Genomic DNA, 13735 nt, shown 5'->3' on the forward strand with positions numbered 1-13735 from the left:
ATCCAAGGCACAGATGTCGACCGCGACCTAGTATCGGGTCATGCAATCGAGGCTGCCCGCCGACGTGCGCCGCGCACAACTGGTGCAGTCGGCAATCGACGTCGCCGAGCGGGTCGGTATCGAGTCGCTCACCGTTCGGGCGCTGTCGGAATATGCCGACGTCACCAAAGGCATCGTGCAATACCACTTCGAGACCAAGCAGGATCTGGTGATCGCGATGGGCGAGCACCTCATCGTCGACGTCACCGAGATACTGCACGCCGCGTTGGACAGCGCGGTCGGAACACACGAACTACCCGGTGTTCGGGGGCTGCGCGAGCTGGTGCACAGCGGGCTGAGCGCGGTGTGGCTGCTGATCGAGAAATCGCACGGTCGGCAGCTGTTGGCGTACGAGATCAAGACGTATCTGTTGCGGCATCGCGCACTGGGTTCGGCCACGGCCGCCGAGATCGCCAGCGGGCAGTATCGAATCCGGGATTCCGAGGCGCAGCTGTTCTTCGAGAATTGTTCCGACCACACCGGCACGCGGTGGCTCGAACCGGTGGAGTCGATCGCCCGCTTCGGGATGGCGACTCTCGACGGTTTGGTGCTGCGGTGGTTGGTCGACGGCGACGATCTCGAAGTGTTGGCCCAGATCGACGACCTGTCCGGGTTGATCGCCGCGAAGGCAGAAGATCGCTGAGTGGAAAACCGCTCGACGGGACTTCTCGGCTGCGGAGTGTTTGACTGTGTCGGCCCGGCAACGACGACGAAGGAATGTGCCGAATGAGTTCGATCGCCGGTGACACCACCACCGCTACGACCCCGCTGTCCCGCATTGCCGCAGCCACCGAGGGTCTCGAATCTCCTTCGGCAGCAGTCGATCTGACAGCTCTCGATGCCAATGCTGCAGCACTGCGCGCCCGCGCGAACGGTGTACCGATCAGGATCGCCAGCAAGTCGGTGCGGTGCCGAGCCGTGTTGAATCGGGTCCTCGCGGCGCAGGGCGTATCCGGAGTGATGGCCTATTCGCTGCGCGAAGCGATCTGGTTGGCGCGGGCCGGCGTCGACGACATTCTGATGGGGTACCCGACAGTCGATCGAACGGCGCTCGCCGAGGTGGTCAACGACCGCGTGCTGTCGGGGCGCATCACGTTGATGGTCGACGACGTCGCGCAACTGGACCTCGTCCGAGACGCCGCTCGGAGCGACCTGCTCAAGCCCCGCGTCTGTATCGACGTGGACGCTTCGTTGCGGGTGGGGCCGCTGCACATCGGGGTCAGGCGCTCTCCGCTTCGGGATCCGGAGCAGGTGGCGCAGTTCGCCCGTCAGGCTCGCGCGCGGGGGTTCCGGGTGGTGGGGTTGATGTTCTACGAGGCGCAGATCGCCGGTGTTCCCGACGCCAACGTCGCTGTCGAGCTGATGAAGTCGCTGTCGTCTCGTGAGATCGGTGCGCGGAGAACAGCAGTGGTGGACGCCGTGACCGCGGCGATCGGGCCGCTCGAGATCGTCAACAGCGGTGGTACCGGGTCGATCGATTTCTCTGCCGCGGATCCGGCTGTCACCGAGGTCACCGCGGGCTCGGGTCTGTTCGCGCCGACCCTGTTCGATCGGTATCGCGCCTTCTCGGCAGAACCCTCGCTGTTCTTCGCACTGCCGGTGGTGCGCAAGCCGACTGCGCGGATCGCCACCGCGTTCGGCGGCGGCTACATCGCGTCGGGCCCGGCGTCCTGGTCGCGATCACCCCGACCGGTCGGCTGGTCCAGGAGGGCAGCGGGCGTTGTCACGTCGGGCCTGAAACTGCTGCGCAACGAGGGCGCGGGGGAGGTGCAGACCCCGGTGATCGGCGCCGAGGAGGTGCGCATCGGCGATCGAATCTGGTTCCGCCACGCCAAGGCCGGGGAGTTGTGCGAGCGGTTCGACACTCTGTCGCTGGTGCATTCCGACGGATCGGTCGACGCCGTTCCCACCTACCGCGGCGAGGGTATGGCGTTCGGCTGACGTGCGTTCTCGCACAGCCGCATGAACGTGCCGAGCGTGACGAGTCCGTCCGGGGTCGACGGCAGATAATGGGTCAGCGCGCGCGAGCGCACCAGGATCGCGGCCCACTGACCGCGGGAGATGGCGACGTTGAGTCTGTTGCGCGACAACAGGAATCCCATTCCGCGGGGCACGTCCTCGATGGCCGACGCTGCCATGGAGATGAGGACCACCGGTGCCTGACGGCCCTGGAATTTGTCGACGGTCCCCACCGACACCTCGTCGAGCCCGGCGGCTGCGAGTTGCGCGACGATGACGGCAACCTGTGCGTTGTAGGCCGCGACCACCAGAAAGTCGGACTGCTGCATCGGGCGCGGGTCGGTGCCGTGTGCGGGGTCCACCCACGGCCGACCGAGCAACGACCGGACGCGCGTGACGATCTCGTCGGCTTCCTCGATCGAGTCGGTGGAATTGCCGTGGTGGTCCAGAAGGACGACGTGCAGGCCCGGTTCCAGACCCGACAGCGAACGTGACTGTGTCACATCCTTGTTCGATTCGAGCTTGCCCTCGTACGACAGCGTCGACACCGGCGCGCACAGATCCGGATGCATCCGCCACGTCGTCGCCAGGAAGTAGCCGCGGTCGGCGGGCAGGGTAGCGTGCCCGGTCGTCAGCCATCCCAGGGCCGATTCGTCGACGGGCTCGGGGTGGGTGCCCTGACTGACCTGGGGGAGCTGCGCCGGGTCGCCGAGAAGCAGCAGATTGCGCGCCGATACCGAGACCGCGATGGTGTTGGCGAGGGAGAACTGACCGGCCTCGTCGACGACGAGTAGATCGAGGGAGCCGGGTGGAATTCGGCCGGGGTTGGAGAAATCCCAAGCGGTGCCGCCGATGACGCAGCCCTCGTCGGCCTCGGTGACGAAGTGCGAGTATCCGGCGATGTCCACGACGGTGTGCGCGGTCGGGGCCTTCTTGCCCACTTTCGAGGCGTCGACCCCGGCACCGACGATGGTGTCGAGCAGGTTGTTCACCACGTGATGCGACTGGCCGACCACCCCGATCCGCCAATGCTGTGTGTTCACCAGGTGTTCGATGACGCGCGCCGCCGTGTAGGTCTTCCCGGTGCCGGGCGGGCCCTGCACCGCGACGTACGAATTGTCGAGATCGAGCAGCGCGGCCGTGATCGCATGTGCGTAGTCGTTGTCGTGGACCACGGGAAGGCCGGCGCCGGAACGAGTTCGGGGCGTCGAGCGCGTCAGCAGATCGGCGACAGCCGTACGTGGTAGTTCCGGCAACCCGCCGAGAACCTCGGTCGCGACGGAGACGATCGCCTGCTCGAGATGCTTGGTGTTCGGCGGCGGCTCGGGCGCGGTGGCAACCGGGAAATCGGTGTACTCCTCCACGCCCTTGCGTAGATTCTCTTGTACGACAACCACATCCAGGGTTCCCTCGTACCCGGTCTGCACGATCTCGACCGATGTGGTGGCCCGATGCGTCGGTTGCTGCTTCGTCAACCCCTCCGGCGCCGGGTTCTCGTACAGCAGCTTCACCTTCGAGCCGGACAGCACGCCGTTGCTCAGGTGCCCGACCAGTTTGACCTGACGACGCAGCACCCGTTGTCCGGGTGCAGTTTTCATCCAGTCGTGCACCAGCTCGGCGCGCTCGACCTTCAATACGTCCGCGGCGTCGGCCCATTCGTCGAGCGGATGGGTCAGGCGGTCGTAGTGGCCCCACCAGAACGGCTTGTTCTCTCGTCGGTGATATCCGATGGCACCGGCGAACAATCCGAGCGCGTGCTGCGTCGGCGTGCGATCCCACGGCAGTCCGGCGTGCTCGGCCAGTTCGAGTTCGAGCGGGGTCGCGGTGCGGTCGACGACCTCCTCGAGGTCCAGCTGCTGCGGGGACCGCGGTGCCACCCCAGCGTCCGATGCCCGATCGAGCAACCAATCACGCAGTCGCAGTGTCGATTCGCAGTCGGTGCGGTTGTACTCGGCAATGTCGGCGAGTAGAGCTGCCGCCTCGGCGTCCTTGCCTCGATCGCGCAGTTCGCACCAGTGCGCATATTCGACGATCGACGCCGCCGCGTCGGTGACGTCTCCGTCACGGGCCGCGGGCATGTACAGCGGTTCGAGTTTCTTGATGCTGTACGAGCGGGCACCGATCCGAACAGCCGACCGCACGACGGGGTAGAGATCCACGAGAACGTTCTCCCGCAGCAGATCGTCGACGGCGTCCTCGCCCACTCCGTACCGTCCGGCCAGCCGCAGCAGAGCCGTCTTCTCGTACGGCGCATAGTGATACACGTGCATCTTCGGATACTGGGCTCGGCGGGCGGCGACATAGTCGAGGAAGTCGATGAGCGCACGACGTTCCTGCGCACGGTCGTGCGCCCAGAACGGCAGGAAGTCGCCGTCCGCGGTGTAGACGCCGAACAGGTACTCGAGACCCCAGTCGGACGAACCGGATTCCGCGTACAGCGGATCTCCCTCGAAGTCGAAGAAGATGTCCCCGTCGTCGGGCTCGGGAATGACCCCCAGTGCCTCGGCGTCGAAGATCTCGAATTCGGCTGCCCCGCTGCGCTCTTGGCGTACCTGCAAGGCCGCCTGCGACCGCAGGTTCTCCAGTGTCCGGGAGGACATGCCGTCCACCGGGGTACTCGACTCGGCGAGCTCGTCGATCGATGAAATACCTGCGTCCAGTAGGCGGTCCCTGGTGCTGCCGCGCATGCCGGCGACGAGCACCAGATCGCGATGCTGCTCCACCTCGGCGGTGCAGGCATCGCACTGCCCGCATCCCGAATACCGCGGATCGAACCACTCGACGACGGTGCCCTCGGCGTGGTGCTCGTCGAGAATGTGCTGCAGGTGTGCTCGCGACTGCCGGTAGACCGGGAGAATGTCGGCCAGTGCGTGCGCGGAGTCGCTGCCGTCGCCGAGCATCAGATGGACCTGCTCGCTCGGAGTGATACCCCCGGCCTGCAGCGCGTCTGCGTACGCGGCCAACTGCAGCAGCGCCGGCACCTTCGCGTGTCTCGACAGTTTCGTGTCGTAGACGGTGTAACGAGAACCGTCGGCAACCAAGAAGTCGCAGAAACCGAGAAACCGTCCGTCGAAGAAGGTGGCCTGGTAGAGCACCGGCATGCGGGAGGTCAGGGCGGTGAAGGTCGCCCACGCCGCGTCCGCCAGTTCCTGTGCGGTGCGGCCCGGTCGGTCCATGGTCAGGACGCCACCGGGAAAGCGCTGCTCGAACGCGTCGAGTTGGCGTCGTTCGTGCTCGAATCCGAGTGTGGACGTGCGGTCGAGCATCGGATCGGCTGCGACGCTCTGTCGGGGGATCAGGCCGGAGACAGCGTCGAGTCGTCGGAGCAGGCCGAATTCGCAGGACGCCGCCGCGGCGAGGTCGCTGGCGCTGTAGACGACCTGATCGCCGAGGAGGAACACAAGCGTCCACCCTAGCGACCCACGACAGCGGCACCGGTCACGTTGCGCGCGGAAGCCGGCGGGAACAGGCAAAATGATCCAATGCCTTTTTTCGACGGAGCCACCGGTGCTGTCCACTATCGAACCTGGACCGTCGCCGACGCTCGATTCGGTCTCGTTTTCCTGCACGGTCTCGGCCAGAACAGCGCCCACTACCACCGCTTCGCGCGGCTGCTGAACGAGCGCGGGGTGGACGTGTGGGCTGTCGATCACGTGGGGCACGGCCTGACCGAGGGTGAACTGACCGACGCAGCACAGATCCCCGGTCTGGCCCAGAACGCGCTGCAGTTGATCGACATCGCCGAGGCCGAGCACCCCGAGCTGTCGTTCGCTCTGATGGGCCACTCGCTCGGTGCCGCGACGGCCATCGCAGCGCTGGGTGCGCATCCCGAGGCCGTCCGATGCGCAATCCTGTGCGGCACGCCCAAGTCCGTGACCGGTTCTGCCGACGACCTGTCCGACAACGTCATCCCGTTGCTGGCCGTGCACGGGGTCGACGATCGTCTGGCACCGGTCGACGCCGTGCGTGAATGGATCGAGCGCGTTCCGCAGGCGAGCCTGCGCGAGTTCGAGGACGGCGGACACGATCTGCTGCACGAAAAGATTCATCAGGCCGTGACCACGGTGGTCGCCGAATTCCTCGACACTCACATGCACTGACGATCACATGCTGTACGACGAAGGGCCCGACGCGATTGCTCGCGTCGGGCCCTTCGGCACTCGTGCTGGGAGATCTACGAGTAGATGGCCTCGATGTCGCTGCCACGTTCGGTGTGGATGATGTTGCGCTTGAGCTTCATCGTCGGAGTCAGCTCGCCGGTCTCGACGGTGAAGTCGTTCTCGAGGATCGTGTACTTCTTGATCTGCTCGGGGTTGGAGACCTTCTTGTTGGCCTCGGCCACGGCCTTGTCGATTTCGGCGACGAGGTCGGCGTTCTTCGACAGCTCCGAGAACGGGATGTCGGCAGCGAGGTTGTGGCGTTCGAGCCAGCCCGGCATTGCTTCGGGGTCGAGGGTGATGAGCGCACCGATGAACGGCTTGGCGTCACCGACGACGAGGCACTGGCTGATGATCGCGTTGGCGCGCAGCGCGTCCTCGAGTACCGCAGGGGCGACGTTCTTGCCGCCTGCGGTGACGATGATTTCCTTCTTGCGGCCGGTGATCGAGACGAAGCCTTCCTGGTCGATCGAGCCGAGGTCGCCGGTGTGGAACCAGCCGTCGACGATCGCTTCGGCGGTGGCCTTCTCGTTGTGCCAGTAGCCGCTGAACACCACCGGCCCCTTGAGCAGCAGTTCGCCGTCTTCGGCGACCTTGACCGCGTGGCCGTCGATGGGCTTGCCGACGGTGCCGACGCGCTGTTCCTTGGTGGTGTTGACGGTGACGGCCGCACTGGTCTCGGTCAGTCCGTAGCCCTCGTAGACCGGTACCCCTGCGCCGCGGAAGAAGTGGCCGAGGCGAGCGCCGAGGGGGCCGCCGCCCGAGACCGCACGATCGCAGTTGCCGCCGAGTGCTGCCCGCAACTTGGAGTAGACGAGCTTGTCGAAGACGGTGTGCTTGAGATTGAGGACCAGGCCTGCGCCGCCCTTCTCCTGGGCCTCGCTCCACTCGATGGCCGTCGCGGCGGCCTTGTCGAAGATGCTGCCCTTGCCGCCGTCGTGTGCCTTCTGCTTGGCCGAGTTGTAGACCTTCTCGAACACGCGCGGCACCGACAGAATGAAGTTCGGCTTGAAGACGGCGAACTGATCCACCAGGGTCGATACGTCCGAGGTGTGGCCCACGGTCACCTTCGACTCGAACGAGCCGAACGACACCGCGCGGGCGAACACGTGCGCCATCGGCAGGAACATCAAGGTGCGGTTGCCCTCGCGCATGGAGTCGTGCAGCGCGATCTGGGTGGCCTGGACCTCGGCGTAGAAGTTCGCGTGTGTCAGCTGCACACCCTTGGGGCGGCCGGTGGTGCCCGAGGTGTAGATCAGTGTCGCGGGGGAGGCGGCAGTGACCTGGTGTCGACGGGTATGGACGTCCTCGTCGCTGACTCCTGCGCCGCGGGTGGTCAGCTCGTCGATGGCACCGCCGTCGATCTGGAGTACCTCACGCAGGTCGGCGGCTCCGTCGGTGACGTCCTTCAGGTTCGAGACGTGAGACGCGGTCTCGACGATCAGCAGCTTGGTCGCGGAGTCCTCGAGGATCCACTGCGCCTGATCGGGCGACGAGGTCTCGTAGATCGCGACGGTGCATCCGCCCGCGGTCCAGATGGCGTAGTCCAGGACGACCCACTCGTAGCGAGTCGCGCTGAGAATGGCGACGCGGTCGCCCAGTTCGATGCCCGACGCGATCAGACCCTTGGCCACCGCGGTGACCTCTTTGGCGAACTGACCTGCGGTGACGTCGGTCCAGGTCCCGTTCACCAGGCGCTGGAACGGGACGAGATTCGGTGCTTCCTTCTCGTACCGGAAGACGGTGTCGGCCATGGATGCGTCGTCGGGAATGGTGAATGACGCCGGCACAGAATATTCGCGCACTGCTGGACCCCTTACGGATAAATAGCGTGGTAGTTGTGCATTTCATCACACCCGAGTCCGTAACGCACCACCGAGGTTGTCCGGTTTGTCGATTTTCCGTCGTTTCGAGTGGAGTTGAGTGTGACTCGGGGTACAACATAACGGTGTCCGGTCGTGCATCTCCGTCGGGTTGCCGTCGTGAGAACGCTCGGACCTGCCGTCCACCGCCGCTGTTTTCGTCACCTGATCAGCGCAGAAGGAGTCGCGGGGGCCGGGCAGGTACTAAACTCGGGTGTATATGAGCACTTCAGAATCTGATCAGGATGCCGCCGTGACGTCTGACGAGACGAGTTCGTCCCCTCCCGTCCACGCAGGTGAGTCTTCTTCGACAGCGGATGACGACATCACTTTTGCCGATCTCGGAATAGACGAGCGGGTCCTGAAGGCCCTGCGCGACGTCGGATACGAGAGCCCGTCGCCCATCCAGGCGGCCACCATCCCGCCGTTGATGGCGGGCAACGACGTCGTCGGCCTCGCGCAGACCGGAACGGGTAAGACCGCTGCGTTCGCAGTGCCGATCCTGTCCCGTCTCGACGTCTCGCGTCGGACGCCGCAGGCGCTGGTGCTGGCACCGACCCGCGAGCTCGCACTGCAGGTGGCCGAGGCGTTCGGCAAGTACGCCACCCACATTCCGGGTCTGCACATTCTGCCCATCTACGGCGGTCAGGCCTACGGGATCCAGCTGTCCGGCCTGCGCAAGGGTGCGCAGATCATCGTCGGCACCCCGGGTCGCGTCATCGACCACCTCGAGAAGGGCACGCTCGACCTGTCCGGGCTCGAGTACCTCGTGCTCGACGAGGCCGACGAGATGCTCAAGATGGGGTTCCAGGAGGACGTCGAGCGCATCCTGTCCGACACTCCCGAGTACAAGCAGGTCGCGTTGTTCTCGGCCACGATGCCGGCCGCGATTCGCAAGATCTCCAAGCAGTACCTGCACGATCCGGTGGAGATCACCGTCAAGACCAAGACGTCGACGGCACCGAACATCACGCAGCGCTACGTGCAGGTGGCGCATCAGCGCAAGCTCGAGGCGCTCACTCGAATCTTCGAGGTCGAAGAGTTCGAGGCCATGATCATGTTCGTGCGCACCAAGCAGGCCACCGAAGAGCTCGCCGAGAAGTTGCGCGCCCGGGGATTCTCCGCCGCCGCGATCAACGGCGACATCGTGCAGGCACAGCGTGAGCGCACCATCGGCCAGCTCAAGAACGGCCAGATCGACATTCTGGTGGCCACCGACGTGGCGGCTCGTGGTCTCGACGTCGACCGCATCTCGCACGTCATCAACTACGACATCCCGCACGACACCGAGTCCTACGTACACCGCATCGGCCGTACCGGCCGCGCGGGTCGCGCCGGTCAGGCCCTGTTGTTCGTTGCGCCCCGCGAGCGTCACCTGCTCAAGGCCATCGAGCGTGCGACGCGGCAGCCGATCACCGAGATGCAGCTCCCCAGCGTCGACGACGTCAATGCGCAGCGCGTCACGAAGTTCAAGGACTCCATCACCGAGAGCCTCGGCAACGAGAATCTGGCGCTGTTCCGCCGGCTCATCGAGGACTACGAGCGCGAGCACGACGTGCCGCTGGTCGATATCGCAGCAGCTCTGGCCATCCAGTCGCGCGACGGCGAAGCCTTCCTGCTCAAGCCCGAGCCGCCTGCCCCGCCGCGGGCACCCCGCGAGCCTCGGGAGCCGCGGCCACCGCGGACGTTCGACGAGGATGCGGCCAGCTCGCACCACCGCAAGACCGGCCAGGAAATGGCGACGTACCGCATCAGCGTCGGTAAGCGTCATCACGTCGCTCCCGGTGCCATCGTCGGTGCCATCGCCAACGAAGGCGGTCTGCGTCGAAGCGACTTCGGGCACATCAGCATTCGTCCCGACCATTCGCTGGTCGAGTTGCCTGCCGACCTCGCCGACGAGACGGTCGAGGCGCTGCGCCGCACCCGCATCAGCGGCGTGTTGATTCAGCTGCAGCCCGACTCCGGTCCTCCCGGACGCAGTGGCGGGCCGCGCGGCGGCGGAAAGTTCAAGGGCAAGCGCTAGCACCACGTGCGCGGAACTTCGTAGCCCGCTACGAAGTTCCGCGCACGACCCGCCGGCTCGAGCGTTTGATGGCTCAGGCCCCGGGTATCCACACGTGCATGACCAACGTCACTCTGCGTGTCAATGGAACCGATCGTGAGATCGACTGCGACACTCGATCCACTCTGCTCGACGCACTTCGCGAGAACCTGGATCTCGTCGGGGCCAAGAAGGGGTGCGACCACGGTCAGTGTGGTGCCTGCACCGTCCTGGTCGACGGCCGGCGAATCAACAGTTGCCTCACGTTCGCCGTCGCGCAGGTCGGGCGCGAGATCATCACGGTCGAGGGACTGTCCGACGGCGACACTCTGCATCCCGTGCAGCAGGCTTTCGTCGATCGTGACGCGTTCCAGTGCGGGTACTGCACGTCCGGGCAGATCTGCTCGGCGGTCGCGGTGATCGAGGAGGCGAAACAGGGCTGGCCCAGCGCGGTCACCGAAGACCTCGAGGCCACCGATGTCGAACTCGACTCCGGCGAAGTGCGCGAACGCATGAGCGGCAACCTGTGCCGCTGCGGTGCGTACGCGAACATCGTTCCCGCAGTGCAGGACGCGTCATGAGAACCTTCGAATACCGAACCGCCACTGCGATCGACGACGCTCTCGAGCGCCTGGCGGGGGACGAGAACGCAATGTTGCTCGGTGGCGGCACCAATCTGGTCGATCTGATGAAGCTGGGTGTGGCCGCACCATCGGCGTTGATCGATGTGACGCGATTGCCGTTGCACGACATCGACGTCGCCGACGACGGAGCGTTGCGGATCGGCTCCGGGGTGTCCAACAGCGATCTTGCGGTGCATCCGGTTGTCCGCCAGCGGTATCCGGTGCTCTCGCGGGCAGTGCTGTCCGGGGCCTCGGGCCAGCTACGCAACATGGCCACCACCGGCGGAAACCTGTTCCAGCGCACCCGATGCGTCTACTTCATGGACGCATCCAAGCCGTGCAACAAGCGCGAACCCGGTTCGGGCTGTCCGGCACGTAATGGCGAGCATCGAAACCTCGCCATCCTCGGAGCCTCGTCGTCGTGCGTGGCGACGCATCTGTCCGACATGGCCGTCGCGCTGTCGGCTCTCGACGCGCGCATCGTCGTTCGCGGAGTCGACGGTGAACGGAAACTCGAGATGGACGAGTTCTACCGATTGCCCGGCGATGATCCGACGCGAGACAACACTGTCGCCCGAGACGAGATCGTCACCGCCATCGAAATTCCGAAGGCTGCCGACGGCACTGTCTCGACGTATCGGAAGGTACGGGACAGGCAGTCGTACGCGTTCGCGGTCGCGTCGATCGGCGCTGTGCTCGACGTCGAGGACGGAATCGTACGTGGGGTGGCGATCGCGCTGGGCGGCGTCGCGCACCGACCGTGGCGGGCCCGAACCGCCGAACATGCTTTGCTCGGAACCGCTCCCGACGAGGCGTCGTTCCGGGCTGCGATCACCGAGGAACTGCACGCAGCAGAGCCGTTGCGAGACAACGCGTTCAAAATTCCGCTGGTCACGAACCTGGTGACGCGCACGCTGACGGAGTTGGCAGAGCTGGGCACACACGAAGAGTTGGGAGATCGGTCATGACGGCATCGATCGGCCGGTCGATTCAGCGCACCGAGTCCGTCGACAAGGTCACCGGCCGAGCGCGCTACGCCGCCGAGCAGCCGCCGATCGCCGGCCAGGTGTACGCCTGGTACGTGCCCGCGACGGTTCCCGTCGGGACGGTCGAGAACGTCGAACTCGCTGACGGGGGCCCGTCGGTGCACTCGCTGCTGTGGCACGGCAACGCCGAGAAGCTGGGCGACGTGGAAGATGCGGAACTGCATGTGCTGCAATCGAATTCCGTTGCTTACCGCGGCCAGATCGTGGCCGTCGTTCTGGCCGACACCCTCCAGGCTGCCCGCGCGGCTGCTGCCCGAGTACAGGTGCGTTACGCCGACGTTCGCTCACCCGACAACACCCTGAGCGCCGATCACAGCTCGCTGTACGCGCCCGAGTCCGTCAACGCGGGGTTCCCCACCGACGTCACGGTCGGTGATCCGGACGCTGCATTGACGACGGCCGAGCACGTCGTCGACAACTGGTACTCGACGGCTCCGATGCACAACAGTCCGATGGAACCGCATGCCACCACGGCGCAATGGTCCGATGGTGTGCTGACGGTCTGGGATTCGACGCAGGCACCGTCGGGCGTTCAGGGCGATCTCGCCACCGCGTTCGGGCTCGAACCCGAGAACGTTCGTGTGATCGCAGAGAACGTCGGCGGAGGTTTCGGAGCGAAAGGCAGTACACGGCCCAACGCGGTTCTCGCTGCGATGGCGGCGCGAGCAACCGGCAAGACCGTCAAGCTGGTCCTGCCGAGGCAGGCCCTGTTCGATGTGGTCGGATACCGCACCCCGACCCTCAATCACGTTCGGCTCGGTGCAGATTCGGGTGGCAGGCTGCAGGCCATCGCTCACGATTCCTTTCAACAGACGAGCACGATCTTCGAGTTCTGTGAGCAGACGTCGGAATCGACCCGGCACATCTATGCCTCGCCCAACCGCGCCACAACGCATCGGCTCGCGTCGCTGGATGTCGGCACCCCGCGCTGGATGCGAGCCCCGGGTGAGGCACCCGGCATGTTTGCCGTCGAGACGGCGATCGACGAATTGGCAACGGCCACCGGAATCGATCCGATCGAGCTCCGGATCCGCAACGAACCCGACGTCGATCCCGCGAGTGGGAATCCGTTCAGCTCCCGCAGTGTGGTGCAGTGCCTGCGCGAGGGTGCCGAGAAATTCGGCTGGGATCGTCGAGACTCCACGCCGGGCCGACGCCGAGAAGGCAATGTCTTGCTCGGAATGGGCGTCGCGACAGCGAGCTACCCGGTGCTGATCTCGCCGAGTACCGCGGCGGCGCGTGTCGAGCAGGACGGCACGATCACGGTGTCCGTCGCTGCATCCGACATCGGAACCGGTGCGCGGACCGTGCTGCGACAGATTGCCGCCGATGCGCTCGAGGTCGATGCGGATGCCGTCACGCTGCAATTGGGCGACAGCGCTCTGCCCAAGGCCCCCGGTGCCGGTGGATCCTCGGGCACCTCTTCCTGGGGTTGGGCGGTCACCAAGGTCTGTAACGCGTTGCGGGACCAGGGACCGTTGCAGCCGGGTAACTCCGCCGAGGCCGATACAACCGACGACGTCGAAGCCCAGAAAGAGTTGGCGCGCATGGCGTTCGGTGCCCAGTTCGCCGAGGTGGCAGTCGACGTCGACACCGGTGAAGTACGCGTGCGCCGGATGCTGGGGGTGTTCGGCATCGGGAAGGTGATGAATCCACGACTGGCCCGGTCGCAGCTCATCGGCGGCATGACGTTCGGACTCGGAATGGCGTTGATGGAGAGCGGCGTCGTCGATCACGAATTCGGCGGCTTCGCCAACCACGACCTCGCCGAGTACCACATCCCGGCCTGTGCGGACGTCACCGATCTCGAGGCCGTGTGGATCGAGGAGGTCGACACCGAGCTCGCACCGATGGGCGGTAAGGGAATCGGTGCGATCGGTGCGGTGGGCTCGTCGGCAGCCATCGGCAATGCGGTCTACAACGCCACCGGCGTCCGAGTCCGCGACCTCCCGATCACCCTGGACAAGGTGCTACCGCACCTCTAGAGCGGCTTCGCCGCATGTGAGTG

At 65.6% G+C, this 13735-nt stretch carries 9 protein-coding genes; 7 read left to right on the plus strand and 2 right to left on the minus strand.

From position 1 onward, the window contains the following. The first annotated feature begins 40 nt into the window (after positions 1-40). Together CH262_RS02635 and CH262_RS02640 are read left to right on the plus strand one after the other, a co-directional pair. Positions 41-682, plus strand: coding sequence for a TetR/AcrR family transcriptional regulator (locus tag CH262_RS02635; protein WP_027498003.1), 642 nt, complete (start codon positions 41-43; stop codon positions 680-682). Between the two features lie 83 nt (positions 683-765). Further along, positions 766-1980, plus strand: a complete 1215-nt coding sequence (locus CH262_RS02640; RefSeq protein ID WP_094716802.1) for an alanine racemase — start codon at positions 766-768, stop codon at positions 1978-1980. Here the strand turns inward: CH262_RS02640 and CH262_RS02645 are convergent. Beyond that, positions 1950-5399, minus strand: coding sequence for a TM0106 family RecB-like putative nuclease (locus CH262_RS02645; RefSeq protein ID WP_094716803.1), 3450 nt, complete (start codon positions 5397-5399; stop codon positions 1950-1952). The two genes, CH262_RS02640 and CH262_RS02645, sit on opposite strands and share 31 nt — an antisense overlap. 81 nt (positions 5400-5480) lie before the next feature. On the opposite strand from CH262_RS02645, the gene CH262_RS02650 reads away from it, so the two are divergent. Further along, positions 5481-6098 (plus strand): alpha/beta hydrolase, encoded by a 618-nt coding sequence (locus CH262_RS02650; RefSeq protein WP_094716804.1) that lies wholly within the window; start codon positions 5481-5483, stop codon positions 6096-6098. A gap of 74 nt (positions 6099-6172) precedes the next feature. Here the strand turns inward: CH262_RS02650 and CH262_RS02655 are convergent, their stop codons facing one another. Further along, positions 6173-7960 (minus strand): AMP-dependent synthetase/ligase, encoded by a 1788-nt coding sequence (locus tag CH262_RS02655; protein WP_179274897.1) that lies wholly within the window; start codon positions 7958-7960, stop codon positions 6173-6175. 277 nt (positions 7961-8237) lie between these two features. Between CH262_RS02655 and CH262_RS02660 the strand changes: the two genes are divergently transcribed. The 4 genes from CH262_RS02660 to CH262_RS02675 all read left to right on the plus strand — a co-directional run bounded on the left by CH262_RS02660 (position 8238) and on the right by CH262_RS02675 (position 13712). Beyond that, entirely contained in the window at positions 8238-10040 is a 1803-nt protein-coding gene (locus tag CH262_RS02660) for a DEAD/DEAH box helicase (protein ID WP_032364895.1), read from the plus strand. A 98-nt stretch (positions 10041-10138) separates the two neighbouring features. Next, a complete protein-coding gene (locus tag CH262_RS02665; protein ID WP_032386333.1) occupies positions 10139-10639 on the plus strand; it encodes a 2Fe-2S iron-sulfur cluster-binding protein in 501 nt (166 codons plus the stop codon). Continuing rightward, on the plus strand, positions 10636-11649 hold the full coding sequence (locus tag CH262_RS02670; RefSeq protein ID WP_094716806.1) for an FAD binding domain-containing protein: 1014 nt from the start codon (positions 10636-10638) through the stop codon (positions 11647-11649). The genes CH262_RS02665 and CH262_RS02670 overlap by 4 nt, the downstream gene beginning before the upstream one ends. Then, on the plus strand, positions 11646-13712 hold the full coding sequence (locus CH262_RS02675; protein WP_094716807.1) for a xanthine dehydrogenase family protein molybdopterin-binding subunit: 2067 nt from the start codon (positions 11646-11648) through the stop codon (positions 13710-13712). Before CH262_RS02670 ends, CH262_RS02675 begins: the two co-directional genes overlap by 4 nt. Positions 13713-13735: the final 23 nt, after the last annotated feature.

This window comes from Rhodococcus sp. 05-2255-1e, from assembly GCF_002259025.1.
GTDB lineage: Bacteria > Actinomycetota > Actinomycetes > Mycobacteriales > Mycobacteriaceae > Rhodococcoides > Rhodococcoides fascians.